Annotated in this window: 26 protein-coding genes and 2 pseudogenes; 18 read left to right on the forward strand and 10 right to left on the reverse strand. The window is 50.8% G+C overall.

Annotated features, from left to right (window positions below):
* Positions 1–18: 18 nt before the first annotated feature.
* Positions 19–2,019, reverse strand: a complete 2,001-nt coding sequence (locus tag IPG80_RS13250) for a formate--tetrahydrofolate ligase (protein ID WP_345107605.1) — start codon at positions 2,017–2,019, stop codon at positions 19–21.
* 178 nt (positions 2,020–2,197) lie between these two features.
* Complete coding sequence (locus IPG80_RS13255) at positions 2,198–2,998, reverse strand: isopentenyl phosphate kinase (RefSeq protein ID WP_345107607.1); 801 nt, start codon at positions 2,996–2,998, stop codon at positions 2,198–2,200.
* Between the two features lie 118 nt (positions 2,999–3,116).
* On the opposite strand from IPG80_RS13255, the gene IPG80_RS13260 reads away from it, so the two are divergent.
* From IPG80_RS13260 to IPG80_RS13270, 3 genes are read left to right on the forward strand one after another with little or no spacing between them, the layout of a single operon-like run.
* Positions 3,117–3,950 carry a hypothetical protein gene (locus IPG80_RS13260; RefSeq protein WP_345107609.1) on the forward strand — a complete coding sequence of 278 codons (834 nt, stop codon included), beginning with the start codon at positions 3,117–3,119 and terminating at the stop codon, positions 3,948–3,950.
* A gap of 40 nt (positions 3,951–3,990) precedes the next feature.
* Positions 3,991–4,479 (forward strand): PaaI family thioesterase, encoded by a 489-nt coding sequence (locus IPG80_RS13265; protein ID WP_345107611.1) that lies wholly within the window; start codon positions 3,991–3,993, stop codon positions 4,477–4,479.
* A 38-nt stretch (positions 4,480–4,517) separates the two neighbouring features.
* Complete coding sequence (locus IPG80_RS13270; RefSeq protein ID WP_345107613.1) at positions 4,518–5,045, forward strand: hypothetical protein; 528 nt, start codon at positions 4,518–4,520, stop codon at positions 5,043–5,045.
* A 123-nt stretch (positions 5,046–5,168) separates the two neighbouring features.
* On the opposite strand, the gene IPG80_RS13275 is transcribed toward IPG80_RS13270, so the two are convergent.
* The 5 genes from IPG80_RS13275 to IPG80_RS13295 all read right to left on the reverse strand — a co-directional run bounded on the left by IPG80_RS13275 (position 5,169) and on the right by IPG80_RS13295 (position 11,394).
* On the reverse strand, positions 5,169–5,558 hold the full coding sequence (locus IPG80_RS13275; RefSeq protein ID WP_345107615.1) for an SRPBCC family protein: 390 nt from the start codon (positions 5,556–5,558) through the stop codon (positions 5,169–5,171).
* Positions 5,559–5,644: 86 nt separating this feature from the next.
* Positions 5,645–6,571: a pseudouridine-5'-phosphate glycosidase gene (locus IPG80_RS13280; RefSeq protein WP_345107617.1), complete on the reverse strand. Its 927-nt coding sequence runs from the start codon at positions 6,569–6,571 to the stop codon at positions 5,645–5,647.
* Positions 6,571–8,184 carry a hypothetical protein gene (locus tag IPG80_RS13285; protein WP_345107619.1) on the reverse strand — a complete coding sequence of 538 codons (1,614 nt, stop codon included), beginning with the start codon at positions 8,182–8,184 and terminating at the stop codon, positions 6,571–6,573. Before IPG80_RS13285 ends, IPG80_RS13280 begins: the two co-directional genes overlap by 1 nt.
* Positions 8,181–9,602 (reverse strand): hypothetical protein, encoded by a 1,422-nt coding sequence (locus IPG80_RS13290; RefSeq protein ID WP_345107620.1) that lies wholly within the window; start codon positions 9,600–9,602, stop codon positions 8,181–8,183. Before IPG80_RS13290 ends, IPG80_RS13285 begins: the two co-directional genes overlap by 4 nt.
* Positions 9,603–10,146: 544 nt before the next feature.
* Positions 10,147–11,394 (reverse strand): SPFH domain-containing protein, encoded by a 1,248-nt coding sequence (locus IPG80_RS13295; RefSeq protein WP_345107622.1) that lies wholly within the window; start codon positions 11,392–11,394, stop codon positions 10,147–10,149.
* A gap of 139 nt (positions 11,395–11,533) precedes the next feature.
* On the opposite strand from IPG80_RS13295, the gene IPG80_RS13300 reads away from it, so the two are divergent.
* Positions 11,534–12,178: a PHP domain-containing protein gene (locus tag IPG80_RS13300; protein WP_345107624.1), complete on the forward strand. Its 645-nt coding sequence runs from the start codon at positions 11,534–11,536 to the stop codon at positions 12,176–12,178.
* Between the two features lie 13 nt (positions 12,179–12,191).
* Here the strand turns inward: IPG80_RS13300 and IPG80_RS13305 are convergent, their stop codons facing one another.
* From IPG80_RS13305 to IPG80_RS13315, 3 genes are all read right to left on the reverse strand, one after another.
* Positions 12,192–12,452, reverse strand: a complete 261-nt coding sequence (locus tag IPG80_RS13305) for a hypothetical protein (protein ID WP_345107626.1) — start codon at positions 12,450–12,452, stop codon at positions 12,192–12,194.
* A gap of 146 nt (positions 12,453–12,598) precedes the next feature.
* A complete protein-coding gene (locus IPG80_RS13310) occupies positions 12,599–12,865 on the reverse strand; it encodes an RNA-binding protein (RefSeq protein ID WP_345107628.1) in 267 nt (88 codons plus the stop codon).
* Positions 12,866–13,035: 170 nt separating this feature from the next.
* Positions 13,036–13,539 (reverse strand): hypothetical protein, encoded by a 504-nt coding sequence (locus tag IPG80_RS13315; RefSeq protein ID WP_345107630.1) that lies wholly within the window; start codon positions 13,537–13,539, stop codon positions 13,036–13,038.
* A gap of 180 nt (positions 13,540–13,719) precedes the next feature.
* Between IPG80_RS13315 and IPG80_RS13320 the strand changes: the two genes are divergently transcribed.
* The 14 genes and pseudogenes from IPG80_RS13320 to IPG80_RS13385 form a co-directional block, all read left to right on the forward strand.
* The gene (locus IPG80_RS13320; protein ID WP_345107632.1) at positions 13,720–15,099 is read left to right on the forward strand and encodes an 8-oxoguanine deaminase; all 1,380 of its coding nucleotides are present in this window, start codon (positions 13,720–13,722) and stop codon (positions 15,097–15,099) included.
* A gap of 50 nt (positions 15,100–15,149) precedes the next feature.
* Positions 15,150–16,941: pseudogene (gene ade, locus IPG80_RS13325) on the forward strand (adenine deaminase).
* Between the two features lie 33 nt (positions 16,942–16,974).
* Positions 16,975–17,691 carry a GntR family transcriptional regulator gene (locus IPG80_RS13330; protein ID WP_345107634.1) on the forward strand — a complete coding sequence of 239 codons (717 nt, stop codon included), beginning with the start codon at positions 16,975–16,977 and terminating at the stop codon, positions 17,689–17,691.
* A gap of 65 nt (positions 17,692–17,756) precedes the next feature.
* Positions 17,757–18,956, forward strand: coding sequence for a YgeY family selenium metabolism-linked hydrolase (locus IPG80_RS13335; protein ID WP_345107636.1), 1,200 nt, complete (start codon positions 17,757–17,759; stop codon positions 18,954–18,956).
* An 11-nt stretch (positions 18,957–18,967) separates the two neighbouring features.
* Positions 18,968–19,492, forward strand: coding sequence for a hypothetical protein (locus IPG80_RS13340; RefSeq protein ID WP_345107638.1), 525 nt, complete (start codon positions 18,968–18,970; stop codon positions 19,490–19,492).
* Between the two features lie 12 nt (positions 19,493–19,504).
* Entirely contained in the window at positions 19,505–20,479 is a 975-nt protein-coding gene (locus IPG80_RS13345) for a BMP family ABC transporter substrate-binding protein (protein WP_345107640.1), read from the forward strand.
* 72 nt (positions 20,480–20,551) lie between these two features.
* On the forward strand, positions 20,552–21,532 hold the full coding sequence (locus tag IPG80_RS13350; RefSeq protein WP_345107642.1) for an ornithine carbamoyltransferase: 981 nt from the start codon (positions 20,552–20,554) through the stop codon (positions 21,530–21,532).
* 102 nt (positions 21,533–21,634) lie between these two features.
* Positions 21,635–22,585: a carbamate kinase gene (arcC, locus tag IPG80_RS13355; protein WP_345107644.1), complete on the forward strand. Its 951-nt coding sequence runs from the start codon at positions 21,635–21,637 to the stop codon at positions 22,583–22,585.
* 45 nt (positions 22,586–22,630) lie between these two features.
* A complete protein-coding gene (locus IPG80_RS13360; RefSeq protein WP_345107646.1) occupies positions 22,631–24,646 on the forward strand; it encodes a hypothetical protein in 2,016 nt (671 codons plus the stop codon).
* Positions 24,647–24,774: 128 nt separating this feature from the next.
* Positions 24,775–25,272: a hypothetical protein gene (locus IPG80_RS13365; protein WP_345107648.1), complete on the forward strand. Its 498-nt coding sequence runs from the start codon at positions 24,775–24,777 to the stop codon at positions 25,270–25,272.
* 43 nt (positions 25,273–25,315) lie between these two features.
* Positions 25,316–25,543, forward strand: coding sequence for a hypothetical protein (locus tag IPG80_RS13370; RefSeq protein ID WP_345107650.1), 228 nt, complete (start codon positions 25,316–25,318; stop codon positions 25,541–25,543).
* Between the two features lie 14 nt (positions 25,544–25,557).
* Positions 25,558–26,040 (forward strand): hypothetical protein, encoded by a 483-nt coding sequence (locus IPG80_RS13375; RefSeq protein WP_345107652.1) that lies wholly within the window; start codon positions 25,558–25,560, stop codon positions 26,038–26,040.
* A gap of 74 nt (positions 26,041–26,114) precedes the next feature.
* The gene (locus IPG80_RS13380; protein WP_345107654.1) at positions 26,115–26,246 is read left to right on the forward strand and encodes a hypothetical protein; all 132 of its coding nucleotides are present in this window, start codon (positions 26,115–26,117) and stop codon (positions 26,244–26,246) included.
* A 108-nt stretch (positions 26,247–26,354) separates the two neighbouring features.
* Positions 26,355–26,567: pseudogene (locus IPG80_RS13385) on the forward strand (sugar ABC transporter ATP-binding protein); the annotation flags it as partial.

Here is a 26,567-nt window from a genome sequence, read left to right on the forward strand (position 1 = left end):
TTTGTATTACGAAAGACGTTAGAACAAGCCGAGAACCTTGCCGGTTTCAAGGTCAAGGTCTATATCATAGAATGATGGGCGGGTGGGTAGACCGGGCATGGTGCGCATATCACCAAGGATGGGGTACAGGAAACCGGCACCCACGCTGGCGCGGATCTCGCGCACACTAATGCGGAATCCGGTGGGGGCACCCTTCTTGGTCGCATCTGTGGTGAAGGAAAGATGGGTCTTCGCCATGCAGATCGGCAGTTTGTCGAAACCAAGGCGGGTATAGCGTTCGATCTGTTCCTCGGCTTCAGGGGAGTAATCCACGCCATCAGCACGATAAACCTCTTTTGCGATGGTTTCGATCTTGCTCTTGATCGAGTTTTCCAGCGGGTACAGGAACTGGAACTTGCTGGGCTTTTTGGCTGCTTTCACGACTGCTTCTGCCAGCGCCTTGGCGCCTTTGCCGCCATCTGCCCAGTGGGTCGAGACGACTGCATCCATTGCACCAAATTCAAGCGCAGCCTTGCGGATGAGTTCAACTTCGGCAGGAGTATCGTTGGCAAAGGAGTTGACCGCCACCACTACGTTCACACCGAATTTAAGAGCGTTCTGAATATGGCGTTCGAGGTTGGCGAGACCCGCCTTGAGCAGGTCGAGATTCTCTTCCACATATTCGGGGGCGAGGGGTTTGCCAGCCACTACTTTTGGACCGCCGCCATGCATCTTCAGTGCGCGGACAGTGGCAACCATCACCACCACCTGAGGGATCAAGCCAGAGTAGCGGCATTTGATGTTGAAGAACTTCTCCATGCCGATATCCGCGCCGAAGCCGGATTCGGTGACCACGAAACCATCTTTGCCGACCAGTTTGAGCGCGATCTTATCTGCGATGATGGAGGACTGTCCATGCGCAATGTTGGCGAATGGACCTGCATGAACGGTGGCGGGAGTGCCTTCGAGGGTTTGCATCAGGTTGGGTTTGATCGCATCCTTCATGAGGACGGTCACCGCGCCTGCCACACCGAGGTCTTCCACGGTTACGGCTTCGCCCTGCTTGTTGGTGGCAACCACCATTTTGCCGAAGCGTTCGCGCATATCTTCGATGCCAGTGGTCAGTGCCAGAACAGCCATGATCTCAGAAGCAACGGTAATGTCGTAGCCAGACATGTGAGCGTGACCGACTTCATCCTTGCCGCGCCCCACTTCCACTTCACGCAGCATGCGGTCATTGATGTCTACCACACGGCGCCAGGTGATGGTCTTCTCGTCGATATCAAGGCGCGCAAAGCGGGTGCGCTCTTCAGGGGTCAAATCGTTGGGATTGGTCTTTTTGATTCCGAGTTTCTTCAAGCGGCGCAACATGGTGGGTGAGAATTTGCGTTCACCTTTTTTATTGGCGGGGCAAAGCGCATTGAAGAGTTTTTCATCGTCCTGCTCTTTCTCATGCATGACACGCGTATCGAGCGCAGCAGCCACGAGGTTATGAGAAGCGGTGATGGCGTGAATGTCGCCGGTGAGATGGAGATTGAAATCTTCCATCGGAATGATCTGCGAGTAACCGCCGCCAGCCGCGCCGCCCTTAATGCCGAAGGTCGGTCCCATCGAAGGTTGGCGAATGGCAGTGATGACTTTCTTGCCGAGATGCGCGCCGAGCGCCTGCGAAAGACCTACAGTAGTTGTGGTCTTGCCTTCACCAAGCGGGGTGGGGGTAATGGCGGTCACGTCCACATAAATGCCGTTTGGTTTACTCTTAAGGCGTTCCAAAATTTCAAGTTTGATCTTGGCTTTGTACGGACCGAACAACTCAAGTTCATTCTCGCGCACGCCGAGCTCCGCCGCGATCTGTGTGATCGGTTTGAGCTTGCCCGCTTGTGCGATATCAATATCTGAAGGGACGGGGCGCAACAGCTTCAATTTGGTCGGCTGAAAAGCATTGCTGGCTTTTGGTGCAGCTTTCTTGACTACTTTTTTTGCAACTTTCTTGGGCGCAGCTTTCGCACCCTTTTTGACAGACTTGCCTTTGGTTGCCATAGAGTCTCCTTGGAAAATTATATATAATTATTACTTCCCCAATTATCAGACAAATTTAAAAAAACGCAAGAGCAAACCGTCATTTTTTTGTAACTAGTGCCCAACCGATTTAAAAGCAAAGGATGAGTGGGGGTAAAACTCGCCTCGCCACCCTTCATCTTGGTATTGTTTTGAGGATTTAGGCGGTCAATAAAGTCCCTACATTTTCGCCCTGTAGGGCGCGTGTAAGGAATCCATGTTCTTCTGCAGAAAAAATTTGTACGGTCAACTTATTTTGCTTTTGGATGAGGGATAGCATTTCCTCCACCTTGGCTTTCATCCCACCTGTAACATCGGTGCTCGCCGAACCCTTGATGCCTGCGCGCATCGCTTCATAATCTGCAAGTTGGATCTGCTTCACAAGCTGGGTTCTCGCTGGGAAATCTGCCCATACCCCGGCTTCAATGCCAGCCAGCAGGATCCGTGTGGTCGGGAATTGGTCCACGAGAAACGTGAAGACATCTTCTGTGGAGAGGATCGTACCGCCCAGCGTTTCATCGAAAGCGACATCACCTTGCACCACCGGCAGTAGGTTAACTTCCAATGCCCGGCGAATGGTCTCCACGTTGTGGTGGGTCACTTTGCGTTTATCTGAAACGATCGAAGCAGAAGGCGGAAATGGCATGGCGGGAATTCCGGCTTCAAAGAGGGAAGTCACCACATAGCGGTTCAACTCCGCTGCCTGCAAACGGACTTCGGTGAAGCCCAGCCATTGTTCTTTCGTTTGCACACCGTCACGTGTGCCATGTTTCTTCGCGGCGACGTGTCCGAAGGAGCCGGAGCCATGCCCAAGGATCAGGTTCAGCCCTGGGTTCGAGTCCAGAGCCGTTTTGACCTCGCTGGCGAGTTCTTTTAATTTATCTAATCTTGGGGTATAGGGTTTGTCTTTGTCGGTGATGAGCGATCCGCCCAGTTTGAGGAGAACAAGTTCGTTGGTCATGGTGCATGTTTTAACACATAATCCTAAAAATGTGTCGAGAAAAGAGTTCAAAAAGTTTTCATGTTTTTCTGGGCAATTCTTGAAATTGGTCAGACTCTCCACATGCTATAATTTCATTATGGATATTCGCACCGGTGTCATCGTTCTTGCCTTGTTCGCAGTTTTGGGGGCATTCTTTTCTCTTCGCGGAGCGATCCGCAGTATGCAGGCAGCACGCAAGATCTCATTCTACAGTCTGCGCAAGCGATACAACGCCAATGCTTGGAGGCTGGTCATTTTGGCGTGGGTACTGATCGCGGCGGCTTTTTGGTTCCCGGGCGGCGGAGCAGAAGTGATGTATCAAGTTTTCCCCCCGTCTGCCACACCTTCGCTGACGCCGACCATTACGCTTACCCCAACGATCACGCTTACCCCAACGTTGACGTTGCCGCCTACTCAAACCTTGACTCCGCTTGTTTCCAACACACCTACCCTGACGCCGACCCCATTCCTGCCGGTTGCCATCGAAGCGCTCTTTGCTGGACCCGTCACTCCGAACCCAGACTCGATCTTCACTGCGGTTCAATTTTCAACCGAGTTTGACGGCGTCAATGCCGTGGACCCAAAAACTGTTTTTGAGCTGCCCCTCCAAACGCTTTATGGCGGCTTCGACTACAACAATACCCTGCCTGGCGTTCAATGGACCGCACTCTGGTATCGCGATGGAGAATTGGTCTGTTATGAAACCGAGCCCTGGCGCGACGAGTGGGGAACGGGCGGCATTGGCGGATATACCTCTTGCACCTCGCCTTTAGGCGGCTGGCAGGCAGGACAATACGAAGTGCAGATCTTCATGGGCTATGAATGGAAAGTCGTTGGGCGCTTTGTGGTGATGGAGAATCTTACGCCGGTTGTCACACCGACGGGGACACCAGACCTGACCACGACCTTATTGCCAACCACTACACCATAACTCATAAGTTGCAAATCCTAAAACATCATAGAGGAATAGTATGACCGCTTTTCAAGATTTCTACCCCGACTATTTTGCCCATTGTTACGGCTGTGGTAAATTGAACGATCTTGGTCATCAGATCAAAAGTTATTGGGATGGTGACGAATCCGTCTGCCACTTTCAGCCCAAGCCGTATCATACTGCCATTCCCGGTTATGTTTATGGCGGGCTGCTCGCTTCGTTGATCGACTGTCATGGTACGGGTACGGCTGCGGCGGCAGGATATCGTGCTGAAAACCGTGAAATGGATACTGAGCCTGCACTTCGTTACCTGACCGCCTCTCTACATGTGGATTATCTTAAACCTACGCCGATGGGACCGATCCTTGAAGTCCGTGCACGGGTAAAGGAAGTGAAAGGGCGCAAAGTAGTGATCGAGGAATGGCTGCAGGCAGATGGTGTCATTACAGTAAAAGGTGAAGTGGTCGCGGTTCAGGTGCCTGATTCCCTGGTAAAAGAACTGCTTGAAAAAGGCGCCGGTTCGTGATGGCACTGAATGATCTCCATATGGAAAAGATAAAAAAGATGAAAACCAAAAAGTTAACGTTCGTGATCTTGTTCGGATTGGTTCTGGCTGGCTGTACATCGAATGTCCCCGCTGATATGCGGTTGATGATGATGGATCAGGAAGATATCCCGTCCGAATGGGTCATCTTCAATGAGTCGACGGGTGAGGAGTGGGGCGGCGAGGTTTATAACATTGGCTTTGCGTATGGAAACGAATCCACGTCGGCCGCAATAGAGCAGCAATTGATCGTTTATTCGGATGCGACAGCAGCAGTTAAAGGCTTTGGGGAATATACGGGCTACATTTACACGGCTGGCTGGTCAACGCCGGTCGAGGCGAACTTTGCCCCCGTGACTGCGGGAGATCTCTATGAATTCAAATGTGCCGATCAGGAACTGGATCATATGGTATTGAAGAACTGCCTTGTTCTTCAACAGCATGATAATTATGTGTCTGCTGTAGGCGCCAGTGTCAGCGGACCTTTGACCTTCGAAGCACTGAATTCAGCACTGAAGGCGATCGATGCAAAATTAAACGGTAATTAGATATCTCAATCTGCGCCTTGGCGCCAAAACTTTGCAGATTCTGCAAGGTCGCAACTTGGATTAGATATAAATAATCAAAATTCTTAAACAAATCCCCCGAAGTTAAACTCGGGGGATTTGTTTTTAACCAAAGAATTCTTTCATTGGCTTGAAGTAATAATCCTGCCAGCCGGTTTTATAACCGTCTGCCTGCCCTTCAGGGATACGTGTGTGTTTTAAGGTCAGTGTCGTTTTGCCTTCATTCTCTTCCAGCAAGATATCCACTTGAGAGTCTTCGGCGCCTTCGGGGAACTCGCTGGTCCGCCAAGCCTGCGAAATGCGTTTGTTCGTTTCCAAGACGGCGAATGTGCCCCATATATACCCATCCCAGGCGGTAAATTTTCCGCCTGCGCTGCCATTCACGTTGGCAGGGCTGCCCGTCATTAAGGTGTGACCTTGCGTGGAGATCCAGGCAGTGTAGATCGTCTCTGCGCTGGCGTTGAACGTTTCAGAAACCGTAAATTCGTTTGACATACTGCCTCCAACCGTTAAACTAAATTGCTTCGCCGCAAAAGGCGCGGCTCGCAATGACGGGATTCTAATTATTTTCGACCGACCACTTAGATCGCCCACTCTTTTTTGCGTGTGTACATTTCATTGGCGATCTCACCCGCAAGGCGGGCATTGTTAAGCAGCAGGGCAAGATTGCTTTTAAGTGACTTCCCTTTGGTCAGCTCGCTAATCCGCCCAAGGAGGAAGGGAGTTAATGCCTGTCCGTGGATTCCTTTTTCCATTGCTTCCGCGGAGGCTTTTGCGATCATCGGCTCCATCTCGGATGCGGGTATGGCATCTGTTTCGGGGATCGGGTTCGTCACGAGGATGGCGCTGCGCAACCCAAGGCTCCAGTGAGCTTTGGCGAACTCGGCAATCTCTTTGGCAGAATCCAGCCGGGCACTGACTTTAAGTCCGCTTTCGCGGGAGTAGAAGGCGGGGAATTCGTCAGTCTGGTAGCCGACAACGGGCACTCCCATGGTTTCAAGGTATTCCATGGTGGCTGGCAGATCAAGGATGGCTTTTGCTCCAGCACAGACCACGATCATGGGGGTTTCTGCCAGGGCTTTCAGGTCGGTGGAGATATCAAAGGATGATTCTTTATGTACGCCGCCAATGCCGCCGGTGGCGAAGACTTTTATGCCGCTCATGTGCGCGGCAAGCATGGTACCTGCAACCGTTGTACCGCCATCCATTTTTTTTACGATGGCGGTGGCGAAATCGCGGTGACTCACTTTCAATGTGGCTTGACTTTCAGAAAGCCGGACCAGCTCCTCGTCTGAGAGACCGATGCGGATCTTTCCATCTAACAGCGCCACAGTGGCGGGAATCGCTCCGGCGTCACTCACTTGTTTTTCCATATTGCGTGCCAGTTCCAAATTTTGTGGTTGGGGCAGACCATGAGTGATGACAGTGGATTCGAGGGCAACAATAGGCACGCCTACGGTGAGTGCGCGTGTGATTTTCGTAGAGAGTTGGAAATGAGGGTGTTTCATTAAGATCCTTTTACATAATGATAGACATGGAAATCGATATCGCGCAGGGCTTTATCAATACGGGCGATCTCGGCTTGTTTTTCGACCGAGGAGCGGGTTTCTTTTTCAATGAGTTCGCGTGCGACAATAAACTCGCGTCGGAAGGCTTTCAGGATTTCGAGTGCCAGGACGTGCGCATCTCTTTTTAACGCAACGTTTGCAGCGGCATTAAACGAGAAGCGCTGCTGGAGCATGGGGCTGTGGGCGATATCCGGGTTGTCTTCGAGGATCTTGGCAAGTTCGAGATATTCTTTTTCAGACAGTTTTCGGCTGGAACTGGCGCTGCTTCCTTTGTTGAAATTGCCGACGATGACGTTGTTAACCAGCTCCATGAGTTCCTTCATTTCATGGCGCTTGCCCGAACGTTCGATGTCGCCGCGTTTGCGGGCGTTCTCGCGGAGCATTTGTGAAGCGGCTTTTAATTCTTCCTGGATCATTTCTGAGGGCAGCTGCCAGGTGCCGATGTCGATCCAGTGAATGGCAACCCCAAGTTTTCCGGCTTTTTCTACGAACTCATTGCTGAAGAATTGGGCTGTGATCTTGGAACGTGATTCAAAATTAGGAGTGCGGTACGAGCCGCTGCTGCTGGCGACGGTCTGTTCGCCGGTCATTTCAAGCCGCATTTGTTTGTTGGTGACTTCGTTCGCGTTCAGGTTATCGATCTCCTTGGTGCTGATGCTGGCAAGGATCTCGCTTAGGTTACGCGAGGTGATCAGTTTTTCCAGCTCACTGGTGATCAGTGGGATGACGGTTGTGTCCCATGGAAAGGAAACACCCGAGGTCTTGGCAGGCGGAGGCGACATGATGATCTGGTCGTATACCAGTGAATAGACTGCCTTTTCCTGGAAGTGATAGGGGTCATTTTCCGGCGCTTCGTTCTTGGGTTTGCGCAGAATGCTGAACAGCACCTTGATATCTTGCGCTTCAAGCGGGATGCCGTCTTTGGTGCGCGACCGGACGGAAAGTCCGCGTACGAATTGATCGCGCAGGTTAATGATGGCGTATTCGCGTTTACCCACTTCATCATATTTGCCGATCTCTCGAATACGTTCGAACCTGCCCAGCTTCCATGGTTTGCCGCGCGGATGAATGATCTCTGGTGTTCCATCCACACGTTCGAGCAGGGCAACGCTATCCAGATTGACTTGAACATAACCGGGTCCGCCGATGAGGATGATGGGGGAGCGTTCATCTTTTTCGGAGATTTTTCCTTCGTTGATGGTGATCTGCTCTGACCCATCCCCAAAGGTCACTTCTTCAATGAAATTATCGGCAATGGCTTCATCTTCAAGCTCAAAAATATCTGCCAGATAGTTGGCGGCTTTTTTGCGGGCAAGTGCGTATGCCACTGCAAATAACGGCAGGTATTTAAAGATGCTTAAACCGATCACTGCAACGCGCTGGATATTATCTGTTGCAAGAAAGATGAAAAGCACGAGGGTCAGACCGCTAAGCACAACCCATGCCGCCAGGCGCACATAGGTGCGCATCGTATTGCGGTATTCCACACTTTCTTCTGTCAGCCCGAAGAGGCGCGGAATGAATTGGTCACGTTGGGCGCGGAGTTGCTTCATGACTCATCCTCTTCGCGGCTCAACGTTGTATCCAGTTTGCTGACCAGCAGCCATTTCCAGACATCTTCAAGCTTTTTGATCTCTGCTTCCATTTGGCTGTTGGCGCGGCTTTCGATCAGGATGGTTTCTTTTACTGGCTCCATCAGGTTTTGCAGAGTGGTAAAAATATCTTCTGGGGTGGAGATCGGGTTCTCGAATTTTTGCGAAGCGATCTTCGCGAAACGTTTGATGGCTTCATTACGTGCGGCAGTCTCGATCAATTTTTCGCGCTCATTCAACAAGTCTTCTTCGCGCTTGGCGATCTTGGTCCACTCGGCACTCCAGTTCTTGATGGTTTGTTCTTCAATGGCGGGATCGAACAAGACGTTATGGATACGAACATCCATGATCTCCAGCCCGCGGTCAAGGAGTTGATGGTATTCAAGACTGACGAGCGCTTCACCCGTGGGCAAACCGGTATCGTCCATGGCGACGACTTCGGGTCGTTTTACCCGACGGTTGATCATCTCTTCAATGGTTTGCAAGCCGCTGACGCCTTCTGCTTTGAAAAGGTCTTCCAGTTTGAACTTGCGCACATATTCGCGCCACAGATTCACGACCAGATGCGCAGGCAGGCGGTGCCAATCCATGCGGGTGCGTTTGTTCTCTGCCGTGCCCAGCTCGATCACTTCGCGTGTTACGGCGCTGAGTACGGCGGCGGCATTATAGCCATATTGCGAGACCACGCCGCTTTCGGAGGGTCCCTTCGTTTCTGGTTGTTTAATGCGGAATTTAATACTAATGGTGGGGGATATTTCGAACCCGTCACGGGTAAGCCCCGCAGTCTGCTGGCGGCGACCTTGTGTTTCATTATATTTTTTCGGGTCGGAGATCGGAACCGGATTCAGGAAGGGTTGGTCGCTTGTCAACGGACCGATGAACTGCCATTGCGCGCGCAGATCCACACCTTCGTTGCGGGCGATCTTTTCCCGCCCCTTTGTAAAACGGATGCCCGGACCCGATGCGCCAGTGATTTCTGTTTCGGTCTGCATGACGATGGCGCTGGCACTATCCAGCACGATCACTCCCGGACCTTTTTTATCGGTCTCACCTTCATGCTTGATCACCCGTCCATTCTTGACGAACAGGATCGGACCACGGCTGCCGTCAAATCCGCTGACACGTGAGTAGATCTCCTGTCGGTCTTTCGGGGTCTGCACAGGCAGGATAAATTGTGAAAAGAAGTAGATGAGCTTGTCGATCAGATAGAATGTGGCGAAAATATCCACGATCAGGATGAACCCGGCTAGGGCAAGCGTGATAACGGAATACTCAAGCCCGAGTGCCCATAACAAGCCGTGGAAAACGACCGTGATCATGAATAACACGCCAAAAGGCGTCTGCAAAAAAGAACCGATTCCGCTAAAGGCGCGTTTCATTGTCGGGCGATTCTAAATCAAAATTGGAGAATGTGGCAGTCGGAATTGTTTCAATATGGTTTGAATTCCATCCCCCAAAAGACCCCTGTCAAAAGCCTGTTTTCGTCCGCATCTTTGGCACTCACGTCAATAAATGTGAATATTCTCACCTGACTGTTGTAAATTGATTGTAAACGCTCCACTTTGACATCTGTGGAGTAAAATACGCACCGCTTTGTTATTTCACTAAATATCTTTATACCCACATATTATTTCAAACTGCATTATGTAACGCCAAGGAGAAAGATAAAAACATGTCATCTAACGATATTAAACCCTGGTTTCGCGACGATATAGCCAGAACATTAATGAGTATATATTTTGCGTCTGCAGCGAATGGTACACAGCGAACTGATGATGATAATTATAGAGTTGGGTTTGCGGCTGCGCTTTCGAGCGTGGCATTGGCAGTAGGTGTTAATCCGGAAAGCTTTCTTGCACCTGAAGACATTCAAAGACTTCGAAGCAACTCCAGATAGATTTTAGCTTAAATTAAATAATTATTTTATTGAACAGATCCACCAGGCGGCAATGGTCCGGGTGGATTATTGCCGTTTCCGTGATTGCTATCGCCATTGCGCCCGCCTTGAGCTTGGGCAAAATCTCGAAGGAAGTTAAAGAACTCCATGGGGATAATGTATTTGGTGGATGCGCCCTCGCCGATCCGTTCAAGCGTATCAAGATATTTCAAATTAAAAGCGATGGGATTCCTTGCCATGCCTTCGCCAATGGTCAGGAAGTCTCGCAACGAGCGGACTTTTGCATCAGATTTTACGAGACTGGCTTCACTTTCCAAGTTGGCAGTGAAGAGATTTTCGATGTGTTTCATCACACCGTCAGGCGGCGTTAATTCGCGAAGCTCAGTATTATTGATTTCCACACCCCATTCCGTTGCTTTGTGTTCGATGCGGCTGCGGATGAGTGCATTCAGGGCGCGCCTTCTTTCCATAGCGTTTTCCATTGTGAATTCTGCGATGGTAGCACGCAAAACAGCGGTGCTAAGCAGCGACATTGACTCGTCCACTTTGGATACCTTCGTCAGGCTTGGAGTGGGGTCGTCGATGTGCCACGAAATATAGAAACCAGCATTCGCCAGGATTCTGTCTTGCGTGATGCAGGGCTCCTTTTTGATCTCCTGTGAACGTTCGCGAACATCCACCTTTTTGGGGTTATCGATCAAAGGCAAAATGAAGACGAGACCGGGTCCTTTTTTGCCGATGGCTTTGCCTCCACGAAAAATGACCAGCCGTTCATTTTCCATCACATGATGATGTGAGAGCCATACATATAAAATGACAATGGCAAAGTACAGAACCCAGACTGAGATCTGGGCGATCTTTTTATCCAACGAGATAAAATAATAGCCAGCTGTTGCTGCTGAAGCAAAGGCAAAAGCCGGGATGAGCAGGATCAGCGGCATTGCGATCCAGACAAAGAATTCATTAAAAGAAGAGAAAAAAGGCGGACGGATTTTCTTGATAAAATCTTTGCGCTCGGGTTCATCTTCGGGTTCGGCCGCAATGACCCCTCGTAATGCCAGAAATTCAATGCCTGCTGTGGCAATGATGAATTTCCCTTTTTCGCTCTTGATGAACTGCCTGTCTAGTAGGGTTTGCAAGGCTGCCCAAAGATTGCCATTGGGTCGATCTGGAAGTCTGGAGAGTTCGTGGGCGGTAAAACGCTGCCCACCAGACAGCATTAATAAAACCCATAAGGCGATGGGGTCAAATTCGTTGTTGATATTTCCAACCATGGAGTCCTCGTTGATGTAAGGCCGTTCGAAACGGTGACGATATGGGCATTGATGTTTTTTTATGCCGCCCAGAGAAACTGAATATTAGTATATAAGAATTGCATGGACGATTCAAGTGCCAATCGTCCCGGATTTGGATATGATTACTCTAGAATTTCATTGCCATACCAACGCATCGAAAGACTCTTTGACCAAGCCTGAGGACCTGATTCTCATGGCGCGGAAAAAAGGTCTGGATCGCCTCGTCATTACTGACCACAACTCGATTGCCGGAGCACGGGCGGCTCAAGCACTGGACCCGGAACTGATCATCGTGGGCGAGGAGATCATGACCACCAAAGGGGAGATCCTTGCTGCATTTGTGAAGGAGGAAATTCCCGCCGGGCTGACGCCGCAGGAGACAATACGACGGTTGAAGGAGCAAGGGGCGTTCATCAGTGTGTCGCATCCGTATGATACCCATCGCAAGGGTGGTTGGAAGGAAATAGACTTGTTGGAAATCGTCCCCCATGTAGATGCGATTGAAGTATTTAACTCGCGCTGCATGGACCCGCATTTTAATCACCAAGCCAGGGCGTTTGCCGAGAAATATGATCTGCCTGGCACTGTCGGGTCAGATGCGCATGGCGCGTTCGAAGTGGCGACCTCTGTTCTGGTGCTGGATCCATTTCAAGGTCCAGATGAGATGCGAAAGGTCATCCGGCAGGCGAAGGTCAAAACAAAGTTGTCGCCCTGGTGGGTGCATCTTGTTTCGCGTTATGCCGCCATGAAAAAAAGGAAGTAGAAACGTTACCGCGCTACCATCTACTTTTAAACCCTTTTTTGTACCCTTCGTTCAAGGCTTGGTATCGAACCGCATAGAATTCAGTGTAGCCGCATGCGCCGCAAATATACGCTGTGAACTGACTTTGTTCGCTTTGCGCCAACCATATAAAAGGACGGTTGGGCGGCTCCGGTTGGACGATATCCACATAGGGTGGGTGTCCTTCGCCACCGTGCAGGGGAAGTTGGCTGAGAATTTCGGTTGAATTGCATTTGGGACAGATGCCACTTTTCATGAATAAACTCCTTTTGAAAAACTATATTCATAGTAACGTGCAGTTCCTATCACCCAATAGGTGGAAAAAAAGCCTCTCCTGTTCAGGAGAGGCTTGGAGAATCCGTTTGTTAGAGCAGGGACGGATTTGATGTTCAGTGGAAGTGTTTAGGCGTGTGCGGCTTCTGTGCGAGGTTTGGCGATATTAACCTTGAGCGTGTTTTCGCCCAAGACATGAGCGTTGAACATACTGACTGCCTTGTCGGCTTCGGCTTGATCTGCCATGGCAACGAAGGCAAAGCCTTTCGATAAGCCTGTGCTTTTATCCATGACGACCTCGACCGAAGAGATAGTACCTGCCTGTGCAAAGAGGGTTTTGATTTCCTCTTGTGTGGTGGACTTGTTGAGATTACCTACATAAATTCGAATATCCATTTGTTCCTGCTTTCTACCCAAAAGGGCACACGCCCGGCATTGCCGGAAATAAAATGACCGCCCACCCTATAAAAGGGTCGGCGGCCACGGTTGCGCAGAGATCCAGTTATTTCTTGCATATTCAGCATAACACACATTCCCACTATAAACGCTGCGTAGACAAACACTTATTATCTATACAGCAATCTGGTTCTGGCTGAAGAGAGTAGTAAAACCGAGTAGATCTTATGAAACCCCAGCAAGACTCGAAAAACGAATCCAAGCGATGGTCCGCCATCTTTTGATCTGTGCTGTGGAACTACAGCCGACCCAAAGTATAGGCGCGTGCCGTTTTCAGTTTGAATGCTCATCAGCCATGAACGGGTGCTGCCTGCAAAATCGCACATCAGAATCTGATTCGCACTCCGGTCTTCCACGGTCCATGCCGCGAATTGACTGCGGGTATCATCAGCGAGCTCCCGCGCTTCTTGATCTGTGGATGGTTTCCGCACTACTATCTTCAAGATCAACCGCTCTACTTTGAAGAGAGGCGTGGTGTAAAAGGCAAGGACGTAATCAGAGAAGGAGACTTGCGCAGGGATTTCAGTCAGGTAACTGTCTGTGTAGGCTCCGGGCATATTTACATATTTATTGAGGATCGAATTAGGAGGCGTTGAGCACTTTTCAATGAGCATGATGAAAGTTTATCATTGAGCGTTCCCTTTCGCTTCATTACAAGAAGTTCAAACATGATCTATTTGACATCTATTCCCTCTTCTGCTAAACTAGAAGTTGTCAGACAAATTTAGTCTAGTCATCAGGCAATTTGCCAGACTATCCGACTACCCAACTACCGGACCAATCGACTAACTCCCATGACAACCCTCCTCATCAAAAACGCATATATCGTAACCATGGACGACCGCCAAACCGAAATTCCCGATGGCGGAATTTTTGTTCGCGACGGATTCATCGAAAAGATCGGACCCACATCCGAACTTCCATCCACTGCCGATGAAGTGCTTGACCTCAAAGGACACGTTGTCTTACCGGGTTTGGTCAATACCCATCATCACTTTTATCAAACCCTTACACGTGCTGTCCCTGCCGCGCAGGATGCCAATCTCTTCAACTGGTTGAAAACACTCTACCCGATTTGGGCACGATTAAACCCTGAGGATATTTTCACCTCGACGCAAACCGCCCTTTCTGAACTCGCCCTCTCGGGCTGTACCACCGCCTCAGACCACCTTTACCTTTTTCCCAACGGCTCAAAATTAGACGACGAGATTGCCGCCGCGCTCGAAGTGGGGGTCAGGCTGCAAGCGTCTCGCGGCTCGATGAGCCTCGGCGAATCCAAAGGTGGACTGCCGCCTGATAGCGTCGTCGACACCGAAGAAAACATTCTCAAAGACTCACAGCGCCTCATTGAAAAATATCACGACGCCAAACCCGGGGCGATGACTCAAGTGGTGCTTGCGCCGTGCTCGCCGTTCAGTGTCACTTCAGACTTGATGAAACAATCTGCAAAGCTGGCGAGACAGTATGGTGTGCATCTCCACACACATCTAGCCGAAACCGAGGATGAAGAACAATTCTGTATGCAAATGTTCGGTCATCGTCCGGTTGGGTACATGCAAGAAGTGGGCTGGGTGGGGAATGATGTCTGGTTCGCGCATGCGGTTTGGGTCAATGACGAAGAGATCAAAGTCTTTGTCAAACATAACTGCGGCGTGGCGCATTGTCCCACTTCGAATATGCGTTTGGCATCAGGCATCGCTCCGGTCAAAGAATACCGGAAAGCAGGCGTGAACGTAGGATTAGGCGTGGATGGTTCCGCCTCCAACGACGGTTCACATCTCCTTGCAGAAGTCCGCAATGCCATGCTGGTATCGCGCGTCAAAGAAGGTTTGACTGGTTATTCCCTTTCCAATGATCCCAATCGAAAATTGATGACCGCCCGTGAAGCCCTGCACCTCGGCACTCGCGGCGGCGCGGCGGTTTTAGGAAGAAAAGATATCGGAAGTTTAGAAACCGGCAAATGCGCCGATTTCTTCGCTGTCAATTTGAACCGACTGGAGTTCACCGGTATGCACGACCCCGTCTCTGCGGTAGTTTTCGGACAATCGGTCAATGTCGATTACACCGTGGTGGGTGGTACGTTCGTTGTAAAGGAAGGTCAACTTGCTACCATTGATAAAGGCAAACTGATCGAGAAGCATAACAAGGCAGCCAAGAGGCTGTTGGGCAGTTAACCGGCACGACCTGAACACATTCAACCAAATTAACCCGGAACGGAGTTTTTATGACATCTTCCACCAAACTCACCACTGCGCTTATCGATGTTGCCATGGGGCGCGCCAATGCCGACCTGGTCATTCGTGGCGGCAAGTGGGTAAGTGTGCAGTCCGGTGAGATCATTCCAAATATTGATATTGCGGTGGTACAGGGGCATATTGCTTATGTAGGCAGAGATGCCAGCCATACCATTGGCAAAAAGACCAGGGTCATCGATGCGAAGGGACGTTATCTCGTCCCTGGGTTGCTTGATGCTCACATGCATGTCGAATCTGGCATGGTCACAGTGACGGAGTTTGTCCGCGCGGTGGCTGTGCGTGGCACGACCGGCATGTTCATTGACCCGCATGAGATCGCCAATGTGTTTGGTCTCAAGGGCGTCAAGTTGATGGTGGATGAAGCCCAGAAGCAGCCGATCCACGTGTGGGTACAAATGCCCTCGTGTGTGCCCTCTGCGCCGGGCTTGGAAACTCCCGGTTCCTCCATTGGACCCAAAGAAGTTACCGAGGCGATGAAATGGAAGGGCATCATCGGCTTGGGTGAAATGATGAACTTCCCTGGCGTCTTCATGAGCGATAAGAAGATGCTCGATGAAATGTCCGCAACGCATGCGGCAGGCAAGACCATTGGCGGGCATTATGCTTCCCCCGACCTCGGTTTACCCTTCCACGGTTACGTGGCTGGCGGCGCGGAAGATGACCATGAAGGCACCCGCATGGAAGATGCCATTGCGCGCGTCCGCCAGGGAATGAAGCCGATGCTGCGTTACGGCTCTGCCTGGTTCGACGTTTCTGCTCAAGTTAAAGCCATTACCGAAAAGAAGCTGGACGCTCGCCGTTTCATCCTCTGCACCGACGACTCGCACGCCGCTACCTTAACTGAAGAGGGTCACATGGACCGTGTCCTTCGCCACGCTGTGAGCGAAGGGTTGAACCCCATGACAGCGATCCAGATGATGACAATCAACACAGCCGAGCATTTTGGGCTGAGCAAAGAGATGGGCATGATCGCCCCCGGAAGATGGGCGGATGTTCTGCTTGTGGAAGACCTGATGAATTTCAAAGCGGATATGGTCATTGCCAGAGGACAGATCATTGCTGAAAATGGGGGAATGGCAGGTCAAACTGCCAGTGGTGAAATATCCCCAATGGGCGACCAAGTCTGTAAAGGTGAAGAGAAAACTCACAGTTGAAGATTTTATCCTTCGGACAAGAGCCGCTCACGGCGCGGAGGTTGAGGCGCATGTCATCGGCGTGATCGAGAATCAGGCGCCGACCCGTCATCTACGCATGAAGGTCAAGGCGGAGAATGGCGAAGTCAAAGCAGATATCAAACGCGACCTGGCGAAGATCGCGCTGGTTGAACGTCACCGCGCAACAGGCAAAGTTACTGTTGGCTTGGTGAGTGGTTTTGAATTCACAAGAAAGTGTGCGATCGGTTCAACGGTGGCGCATGATAGTCATCACATGATCGTGGTTGGTAATGACGATGAGAGCATGGCGCTGGCTGCGAATGAACTGGCAAAATGCGGCGGCGGTCAGGTTGTGGTGATGGATGGTAAGGTGGTCGGTTTGGTGGATCTGCAGATCGCGGGCTTGATGTCTAATGAGCGCGCAGAGGTGGTTGCGAAGAAAGCTGCAACCGTGTTGGAAGGCTTCAAGATGTGCGGAAGCGAATTGAATAACCCGAACATGCAATTGAGTCTGATGGCATTGGTGGTGATTCCTGAATTACGTATTTCCGACAAGGGTCTGGTCGATGTGACCCAGTTCGATTTTATTCCCGTGCTGGAAGACTGAGTATTTAGCCATCTGGCTAAAAAGAGAGTAGATATGGCAAATTTTCCTTTTCAACGATTGCAGGCAGATCTGGCTACATTGATCAACAAAACGCCCGCCGGGCAACGGCTGCCTTCAGAACCTGACCTTGCAAAACAACTTGGGGTTTCACGCGCTACGTTGCGTGAAGCGATGCGCTCCTTTGAAACGCAGGGCTTGATCCGTCGCCGTCAGGGTTCGGGCACGTTTGTGGTGGGAAAAGTGCAGGCGCTGGACAGCGGGCTTGAAGTGTTGGAGAGCCTGGAAACCATCGCCAAACGAATGGGGCTTGAAGTTTCGATCAGCGATCTAAATGCGGAGACCGTCATTGCAGATGAAGAGATGGCGGCGTTGTTGGAGGTTGCCGTAGGGGCAAAGTTGACTCGCGTCCGTCGTGTGATCCGCGCAGAGAATCGCCCGGTGGCGTATCTGGTGGATATCCTGCCGGAGGAGATATTGCATTTGAAAGACCTGCCTTCAGATTTCCACGGCTCCGTGTTGGACTTTTTGCTGGAACGCGGCGAGCCGTTGGCGACTTCTCGAGCCAATGTCAGCGCGATCGGTGCCACAGCGGATGTGGCAAAGCCTATGGAGATCCAGCGCGGGGATGTATTGCTGCATTTCCATGCCCAGTTGTTCAATTCCGAGGGTAAGGTCATGGATTATTCGTTAAGTTATTTCATTCCGGGATATTTCCACTTCCACATTGTACGGCGAGTGGGCGGCGGGTAAGCCGGAACTTTCGATCATAAATTTTGCGGGTTGAAAACCCGCTGTGGCAAACCAAGGAGAAAATCATGACAGATAAAACCAAAGAAATTCAAAAGCGTGTGGAAGCAGCCCGTGAAGATATTATTAAATTCATGCGTGACATCGTCGCCATTCCATCCATGGAATCGCAGATCGGTGAAGTTGGCAAACGTATTCAGGAAGAAATGAAAAAGCTTGGCTTTGATGAGATCCGTTACGACAAGATGGGCAATACCATTGGACGCATCGGTAACGGCAAAAAAGTCATTGTCTTTGACTCGCATATCGATACGGTGGGTATCGGTGACCCCGCTTCCTGGCAGTGGGACCCGTTTGTCGGCAAGGTTGAGAACGGGATTCTTTATGCCCGCGGTGCTTGCGATGAAAAGAACAGCACTCCCGGCATGATCTATGGACTCGCCATAGCGCGTGACCTTGGTCTGCTCGACGGCTGGACGGCGTATTACTTTGGCAACATGGAAGAATGGTGTGATGGCATCGCCCCAAATACTTTCGTTGAAGTAGACCCGAAGATCAAGCCTGACTTCGTCGTCATTGGCGAACCGACCAAGATGCTGGTCTATCGCGGTCATAAAGGACGTCTTGAGATGAAGGTCACTGCCAAGGGGAAATCCGCACATGCGGCGTCCAACCATCTTGGCGATAATGCCATTTACAAACTACTCCCGATCATTGCCGGCATCCGCGATCTGGAACCGAAACTGGGTGACCATGAATTCCTGGGTCACGGCAAGATCACCGTCAGCGATATGCATGTCAAGACCCCGTCCATTAATGCTGTGCCGGATGAAGCCATTATTTACATCGACCGCCGCATGACCTTCGGCGAAACCAAAGAAGCGGTTAAGAAGCAGGTCGAAGATCTGATCCCTGCCGAATTCAAGGACTCGGTCAAAGTGGAGGAACTGTTCTACGATGAACCTTCCTACACCGGCTTTGTTTTCCCGGTCGATAAATATTTCCCTGCCTGGGCATACGAAGAATCTCATCCGTTGGTTCAGGCTGGGCAGGAAGCCCGCAAGCTCATCGGTTTGCCTGAGGCGAAACCCAGCAAATGGAACTTCTCCACGAACGGTATCTACTGGGCTGGCAAGGCTGGCATTCCTTCCATTGGTTTTGGTCCTGGTGATGAAGAGACCGCCCACACTGTAAACGACTCTGTTTCACTTGATGAAGTTGTCAAGGCTACTGAGTTCTACGCGGTTCTGCCAGGACTGATCAAGTAAAAAATACGGCGATGAAGATTTTAGAGGTACGACGTCATTCCATCCGTTCTGCGGGCGGAGACCATTTGAGCCAAAGCGGAATTGAGTTGGCGCAGAAGGTTGGGCAGGGAATCGGTCCCTTTAATTTTGTTGCCACATCCGCCTTGACGCGTGCATTCGAGACTGCGGTCGCCATGGGGTTCGCTGTTACAGAACAGAACGAACTTATGAATACCTATGGCGGCGCAGTCGAACGAGAAGCCCCCTGGCCCATGCCGTATTTCCATTACTCAGAGATCATCAAGCAGGAGGGGGCTGCAAGTCAATACGCCTTTCGATTGATGGATTACTACCTGGGTATTTTGGAACGAGTGCCTCAAGGCGGCTCGGCGCTTGTGATCAATCATGGCGGCGTGGTGGAGTTGGGCGTCGTTGCCTGCCTGCCTGAAGTGGATTTTTCCACATGGGGCGAATCGGTTGATTATTGCGAAGGCGCCCGGCTCTTTTGGGATGCTGGCAGATTCGTAAGCGGCGAAGTATTACGTGTAAAGGCTTGATAAGGAGATCGTGTGAAAAAAGTTTTAAACGTTCTGTTCATTTTCGCTGCACTGGTCTCAGCTTGCGGTACAGCACCCAAGCCAAAGGTTGCCCTCATGCTTGCACGCGGTGGATTGGGTGACAAGGCGTTCAACGATAGCGCCAATGAAGGGTTGCAAAAAGCCGCGCAAGATCTGGGTGTGGAAGTGGCAACCTTCGATTATGCCGAAGAAACCGTCGAGTCCAATGTCCGGCAGGCGGCACAGGATGGATATTCCCTTATCATCGGGATCGGCTCAGAAAATTCAAACGCCATTACTGCGGTGGCGAAAGAATTTCCCAAAACAAAATTTGCCATTGTCGACTCTACGGCTGAAGGCGAGAATGTGACCTCGGTCACGTTCAGCGAACTCGAAGGTGATTTTCTTGCAGGCGCTATATCTGCATTGATGAGTGAAAACGGCAAGGTCGGCTATCTTGGCGGTGCGGATGTGCTCGTTATTCGCCGCATTCAGTTTGGTTTTGAATTGGGCGTGAAATACGTCAACCCGGATGCCGAGATCGTTGTTGAATATATTACCGGCACCGATGATTTCAGCGGCTTTGCCAAGCCAGACGACGCAAATACCATTGCAACGCAAATGTATGCGGATGGTGTGGATGTTATCTATGCGGCGGCGGGTGGGTCCACGCTTGGGGCGATCGATGCCGCAAAAATGGCGGGTAAGCCCATCATCACCACCGGAAGCGATCAGCGTTACCTTGCTCCCGAGGTAGTGGCAACCAGTCGCACCAAGAACATGAACGCAGCCGTTTTTATGTTGATCAAGAAATTAACCGAAGATGACCTGCCCGGCGGGACGATCCAACTCGATTACACCTCCGGCGGTATCGGACTTGCGCCTCTCGCCGACTTTGTGCCTGCTTCTGTTTCCGAAGCCTTTTCCATCATCCGTGCCGACCTCGAAGCCGGTGCGATCCCCATGGAGCCTTTTACGGGAAATTGAAAGATAACTTCATTAATACCTAGCCGGTTAGCAGCTAGCCGACTAGCGACTAAACGATAAGGAGACTAGATTATGCAAACGAATTTTCGTGGTCGTGATTTCATCGGCGACCTCGACTTCTCGAAAGAAGAAGTCGAAACCGTATTGGACGTGGCGTGGGATCTGAAACGCAAACGCGCATTGGGTGAATCTCATGCGTTACTGCGTGACAAAACTCTTGCCATGTTGTTCTTCTTTACCTCCACCCGCACCCGCGGCTCATTTGAGTCAGGTATGGCGCAGTTGGGCGGCCATGCTGCCTTCATCGACAGCGAAACCACCCAGATCTCACATGGTGATACTGCCAAAGAGATCGGCGAGATCTTCGGTCGCTATTTTGATGGCATCGCCATCCGCCAATGCGATTGGAATTTTGGCAACCAGTACATCAACGATGTCGCCAAAGCCAGCCGTGTGCCGATCCTCAACATGCAATGTGATGTGTACCATCCTTTCCAATGCCTCGCCGACCTGATGACCATTCAGGAGAAGAAAGGGCGCGACCTCAAAAAGAAAAAGGTCGTTGTTTCTTGGGCGTATGCCGCATCCTACTCCAAGCCCATTTCGGTGCCGCAATCTCTGATCCTTCAGATGACCCGCTTTGGCTGCGATGTAGTGTTGGCTCATCCACCAGAGTTCAAACTCATGCCTGAGATCATGCAGCAGGCAAAAGACAATGCCAAGAAGTACGGTGTTGGTTTTGACGTCACCGATAACATGGATGAAGCCTTCAAGGATGCCGATGTGGTCTACCCCAAGAGCTGGGGACCCATGCTTACCACTACCGGCAAAGAAGAAGGCAAGGCGCTCATTGATAAATACAAAGACTGGATCACTGATGAACGCCGCATGAAGCTGACCAAGGATGACTCCATCTATATGCACTGTCTGCCCGCCGACCGCGGACTCGAAGTGACCGATGGCGTGATCGATGGCCCGCATTCCGTTGTGTACGATGAAGCCGAAAACCGCCTGCATGCCCAGAAAGCGGTCATGGCTCTCACGATGAGCTAATTAGTCGCTTAGTCGCATGGTTTACTGGTCGCTTGGGCATAAAGACTTGAGTCAGGCGACCAGTAAACCGAAGCCAAAAATACGAAAAGACCAGGAGATAAAATGACCAAACTCGCAGTCGTTGCAGTAGGCGGCAATGCGTTGATAAAAGACGATAAGCATGTCAGTGTGGAAGATCAGGAAACCGCCCTGCGCGAGACATCCATCCATCTCGTCGATATGATCGAAGCAGGCTGGAATCTTGCCATCGGACACGGCAATGGACCGCAGGTGGGGTTTATTCTTCGCCGTTCAGAGATCGCAGCCAAAGCTGAAGGAATGCATGAAGTCCCGTTGGATGTCTGCGGTGCTGATTCGCAAGGCGCGATCGGGTACGAATTCCAGCAGGCACTCCGAAATGAATTCTTTAAACGCAAGGTCAACCGAAAAGCTGCAACGGTCGTCACCCAAATGCTGGTCGACAAAAACGACACGGCATTTAGCAAGCCCACCAAGCCCATCGGCTCTTTCATGGATGAAGCCGAAGCCAAACGCCGTGAAAAAGAAATGGGTTGGTCTGTGGTCGAAGATGCCGGACGTGGCTGGAGGCGGGTGGTGGCTTCTCCATTGCCCAAAGAGATCGTTGAATTTGATGCCGTCAAAACATTGATCGACGCCGGACAGATCGTGATCACGGTTGGCGGCGGCGGAATCCCCGTGATTGACCGCGGCGACGGCGAGCTTGTTGGTACTGCAGCCGTCATCGATAAAGACTTTGCATCCTCTCTGCTTGCTCAAGCCCCAAAAGCTGATCTATTCCTGATTGCCACAGCGGTTGAGCGTGTAGCCATAAATTTTGGCAAACCAGAACAAAAATGGCTTGAAAAGATGACCGTGGCAGAAGCCAAGGCTTATCTTGAAGAAGGCAAGCACTTCGCCAAGGGCTCAATGGCTCCGAAAATTCAAGCAGCCATCTGGTACCTTGAAAATGGCGGCAAGGAAGCTCTCATCACCAACCCCGAAAGCATTGGGCGTGCATTGAAAGGCGAAACAGGAACTCGAATCGTTCCGTAAACTATAGGTCACGCTAGCAGCGTGACCTACGTCTGTATTGATTTCATGAAAAAAATTACCAACCGTCTGAATTCCATCACCTTTACACCGCGTAGTACGGTTTGGTTCCTGCTGTTTATTGCCGTTTTTACTTATGCCTTGTTCTTTTGGCAACGTGGCTTTTATTGGGATGAATTCCCCTGGGCGTGGATCTATTACCGGCTGGGTCCAGCCATGTTGACAAAAACCTTTACCACCAGCCGTCCGTTTTGGGGGATGATCTATCAATTGACCTTGCCGATCATCGGACCCAACCCGTGGATCTGGCAACTTTTTGCCATCCTCCTGCGTTGGGTAACAGCGGTCTTATTATGGAAGATCCTGCGGGAACTTTACCCGGCACATCCCAAACCCGCCTTGTGGGCTAGTTTACTCTTTCTAGTTCACCCCGGCATGGGACAGCAATTCATCGCTTTGATGTACAGCCATTTTTATATTGTGCTCTCGGCGTTTTTGCTTTCCATTTACTTTTCCATCCTTGCCGTCAAAGACGAGAAGCGGCGTTGGTTGTACTTCATAGCTTCATACCTGCTTGCTGCTGTCAACTTGTTGACGATGGAGTATTTTTACTTCCTGGAATTTGGGCGGCTGTTCATCTTTTTTCAACTCCTGCCAGGCAATTTTAAAGAACGGACAAAGAAGGCAATTCTATACTTCCTACCGTACTTTACCATTTTTCTGGGCGTCACTTTCTGGAGAATGTTCTTTTTTCAATTCCAAAATGCCAGTTATCCCTATGTCCTGCTCGATAAATTAAAAGCGGACTTTTTCACCGGGCTCGTGTTCTTCTTCAACCAGATCCTCTTGAGCTTTTGGCGGACTGTGTTCGAAGCCTGGCTCTTGCCCATTCTCACCATTGGGATGACTGATTTCGGACCGCTCACTCTGTCTTTGATGTTGGTCCTGTTATTCTTGAGCGTTCTCTTCACTGGAACCTATCTCTTCGCGTTCCAGGCAGAGGATGCCAGCGGAATGGATTTCGCCAAACAAGCCGGTTGGATCGGCTTGGTCTTCTGGGGTCTCTCTGGCGGGTCGGTCTGGTTGATCGGCGTTGTGCCGCAGTTCAATTTCTCGTTGGATCGTTTTATGCTGCCCTTTATGCTTGGCTCAAGCATTTTGCTGGCAAGCGTGATCGCACTGATCAGGACCCCGCGTACACAAATGATCCTGCTTGCACTGTTGGTCGGCTTTGCTGGCAGTCGTCATTTCCAACTTGAAGAGGTGTATCGCAGTGACTGGCTAACGCAGCAGGAACTCTTCACACAAATGAGTGAGCGCATTCCGGGCTTGGCGAAGGGCACGATCTTGCTTTCCAATGACATTCCAGTGACATATTACTCTGATAATTCATTGACGGGCCCATTAAACTGGATATATAGCCCGCCCGGTGAAATGAATGTGATGCTTTATTTTGCATCCATTCGTGTTGGCAAAACCCTGCCCAGCCTGGACCCTGGACAGCCGCACCAGTTGTATTACATTGGTCCGACCTTTCATGGCAACACTGATAATATTCTCGTTGTCAATTTTGAGCCCCCAGGTTGTTTTCGCGTAATCGACCCGGAAGTGGAAGTGGATAATCGTCTACTTTCCCCGGCGGTGCGCGATGCGGTATGGGCTTCGAATCAGAGTGTGATCCTGCTTGAGAAACAGAACCAGTTACCTCGTCAGTTTTATGGAGGCGCGCAGGAGCCGGATTGGTGTTATTATTTTGAGCAGGCTGAGTTGGCACGTCAAAAAGGGGATTGGGAAACTGTTACCCGTTTGGGCGATGTGGCGTTCTCGCTGAGCGATTACCCTAACGACCCGCTGGAATGGTTCGTGTTCATCGAAGGGTACGCTCATAAAGGTGATTGGAAAAAAGCGGTAGAATTATCGAAAGATACGTACAAGATCTCAAAAAATTATGTTGGTCCGTTATTGTGTAATTTATGGGCGCGTATCGAGCGACAGACCGAAGGTACGCAAGAGCAAATTTCTGTGATAAGTGATGTTCAAAACGAATTTGGATGCTTACCTTAAAAATGCGTTGTTACTTTCTTCACGAGTGAATTAGTTTGGTAAAATTGTTTAGACAACTTAGTGAAGGTTTCGTAGAATTTCACCTCACTTGGCTTGTCAGACAAATATATTTCAAAAGGAGAAGAAGTATGCGTAATTTATTTGCCCGCCTCGCCGTTTTGGCGTTGGCACTGATGCTCGTTCTGTCCGCCTGTGGTGGTCAGCCTGCTGCGACTGAAGAGGCGCCTGCCGCCACTGAAGCCGCTGCTGCTGCCACTGAGGCACCTGCCGCCACTGAAGCTGCTGCTGCCGAACCTTTCGTTTTCGGTATGCTGCTCGTTGGTCCGTACAACGACAATGGCTGGAGCCAGGCTCACTATGAAGCCGGTAAGTATGTGGAAGAAAACCTTGGCGCGACCATGTTGTATTTGGACAAGGTCAACCCCGCCGACCGCCCTGGTACCACCCCTGACCAGCTCGCTGAAGAATTGGTTGCCCAAGGTGCGAAACTTGTCATCTTCAATTCGGATGATATGAAAGATGCTTCCACCACTTTGCCAAAGCTCACCCTGATGTTTATGTCATCATGGCTTCCGGCGATCAGGTCTGGTCCGATGGCAAGGCGTTTGAAGCCATGCCGAACCTGACCAATATCATGGGACGCATGGAATACGGCAAGATGATGGCTGGTTGTGCCGCCGCTCTGCTTCCGAGACCCATAAGATCGGTTATCTTGGACCGTTGATCAACGATGAAACCCGCCGCTTGGCAGTTTCTGCCTACCTTGGCGCGAAGTATTGCCATGAGAAGGCTGGTGGTGATCCCGCTTCCCTCGAATTCAAAGTTACCTGGATCGGCTTCTGGTTCAACATCCCTGGCGTGACCCTCGACCCCGTTCAGGTTTCCAATGACTTCTAACCACCGATTACGATGTGGTTATCTCCGGTATTGATAACCCCGTCAACCTTGGCGAAGCCGCGAAACTCAAGGCTGAAGGCAAGAATGTCTCTGGCGTTGCATATGACTATGTAGCTGCTTGTGAAGCCGCTCCCGAAGTTTGTATCGGTGTTCCGTACTTCAATTGGGGTCCGGAGTACGTGAAGGCAATTACCTCCGCTCAGGATGGTTCATGGTCTTCTCAGTTCCTTTGGGCAAGTCCTGATTGGGCTGATATCAACAACCCCGATACTTCCATTGTTGGCTTTGAGAAGGGTCCCGCATTGGCTGAAGATGACGCCGCCGTGTTGGATGAATTCATCACCGAACTCGCTGGTGGGCTGAACCTGTGGTCTGGTCCCGTCAACTTGCAGGATGGCACCGCCTACCTCGCGGACGGCGAAGCTGCCACTGACCAGCAGATCTGGTATCTGCCTCAGCTGCTCGAAGGCATGGAAGGCTTGAGCGCAGCCGAATAACGTAGTTCCCTTTGTAGGGGCGAGGTTTCCTCGCCCCTACATTCATTAATCATCATGGAGGACCCGCACCGACCATGAACGTCGAACTTAAGAACATTCACAAGCACTTTGGCAAGACGTACGCGAATAAGGGTATCAACCTCGTCATTCAGTCTGGAACGATCCAGGGAATTCTGGGTGAGAACGGGCAGGCAAAAGCACGTTGATGAAAGTCCTCTCCGGCTTTATCCAAGCCGACCCTGGCGGCGAGATTATCCTCGATCGTAAATCCGTCGTTATTCAATCTCGCTGATGCGATCCATGTTGGCGTGGGTATGTTGCATCAAGACCCGCTGGATTTTCCGCCCATGCGCGTTCTTGATAATTTTTTGCTGGGGCGTTCGGGTGGTCTTTTTCCGAATCGCGCCTCTGCCCGGCAGGATTTCACGAATCTTGCCACACAGTTCGATTTTTCCCTTGACCCCGATAATTATGTAGATGCCCTGACCGTGGGCGAACGACAACAGTTGGAGATCATCCGTCTGTTG

The sequence above is a fragment of the Candidatus Villigracilis vicinus genome (genome assembly GCF_016702885.1).
Lineage (GTDB): Bacteria > Chloroflexota > Anaerolineae > Anaerolineales > Villigracilaceae > Villigracilis > Villigracilis vicinus.

Coding starts and splice junctions, on each gene's coding strand:
- IPG80_RS13250 (WP_345107605.1), bottom strand. CDS start 2,019: ATGGCAACCAAAGGCAAGTCTGTCAAAAAGGGTGCGAAAGCTGCGCCC.
- IPG80_RS13255 (WP_345107607.1), bottom strand. CDS start 2,998: ATGACCAACGAACTTGTTCTCCTCAAACTGGGCGGATCGCTCATCACC.
- IPG80_RS13260 (WP_345107609.1), top strand. CDS start 3,117: ATGGATATTCGCACCGGTGTCATCGTTCTTGCCTTGTTCGCAGTTTTG.
- IPG80_RS13265 (WP_345107611.1), top strand. CDS start 3,991: ATGACCGCTTTTCAAGATTTCTACCCCGACTATTTTGCCCATTGTTAC.
- IPG80_RS13270 (WP_345107613.1), top strand. CDS start 4,518: ATGAAAACCAAAAAGTTAACGTTCGTGATCTTGTTCGGATTGGTTCTG.
- IPG80_RS13275 (WP_345107615.1), bottom strand. CDS start 5,558: ATGTCAAACGAATTTACGGTTTCTGAAACGTTCAACGCCAGCGCAGAG.
- IPG80_RS13280 (WP_345107617.1), bottom strand. CDS start 6,571: ATGAAACACCCTCATTTCCAACTCTCTACGAAAATCACACGCGCACTC.
- IPG80_RS13285 (WP_345107619.1), bottom strand. CDS start 8,184: ATGAAGCAACTCCGCGCCCAACGTGACCAATTCATTCCGCGCCTCTTC.
- IPG80_RS13290 (WP_345107620.1), bottom strand. CDS start 9,602: ATGAAACGCGCCTTTAGCGGAATCGGTTCTTTTTTGCAGACGCCTTTT.
- IPG80_RS13295 (WP_345107622.1), bottom strand. CDS start 11,394: ATGGTTGGAAATATCAACAACGAATTTGACCCCATCGCCTTATGGGTT.
- IPG80_RS13300 (WP_345107624.1), top strand. CDS start 11,534: ATGATTACTCTAGAATTTCATTGCCATACCAACGCATCGAAAGACTCT.
- IPG80_RS13305 (WP_345107626.1), bottom strand. CDS start 12,452: ATGAAAAGTGGCATCTGTCCCAAATGCAATTCAACCGAAATTCTCAGC.
- IPG80_RS13310 (WP_345107628.1), bottom strand. CDS start 12,865: ATGGATATTCGAATTTATGTAGGTAATCTCAACAAGTCCACCACACAA.
- IPG80_RS13315 (WP_345107630.1), bottom strand. CDS start 13,539: ATGCTCATTGAAAAGTGCTCAACGCCTCCTAATTCGATCCTCAATAAA.
- IPG80_RS13320 (WP_345107632.1), top strand. CDS start 13,720: ATGACAACCCTCCTCATCAAAAACGCATATATCGTAACCATGGACGAC.
- IPG80_RS13330 (WP_345107634.1), top strand. CDS start 16,975: ATGGCAAATTTTCCTTTTCAACGATTGCAGGCAGATCTGGCTACATTG.
- IPG80_RS13335 (WP_345107636.1), top strand. CDS start 17,757: ATGACAGATAAAACCAAAGAAATTCAAAAGCGTGTGGAAGCAGCCCGT.
- IPG80_RS13340 (WP_345107638.1), top strand. CDS start 18,968: ATGAAGATTTTAGAGGTACGACGTCATTCCATCCGTTCTGCGGGCGGA.
- IPG80_RS13350 (WP_345107642.1), top strand. CDS start 20,552: ATGCAAACGAATTTTCGTGGTCGTGATTTCATCGGCGACCTCGACTTC.
- arcC (WP_345107644.1), top strand. CDS start 21,635: ATGACCAAACTCGCAGTCGTTGCAGTAGGCGGCAATGCGTTGATAAAA.
- IPG80_RS13360 (WP_345107646.1), top strand. CDS start 22,631: ATGAAAAAAATTACCAACCGTCTGAATTCCATCACCTTTACACCGCGT.
- IPG80_RS13365 (WP_345107648.1), top strand. CDS start 24,775: ATGCGTAATTTATTTGCCCGCCTCGCCGTTTTGGCGTTGGCACTGATG.
- IPG80_RS13380 (WP_345107654.1), top strand. CDS start 26,115: ATGAACGTCGAACTTAAGAACATTCACAAGCACTTTGGCAAGACGTAC.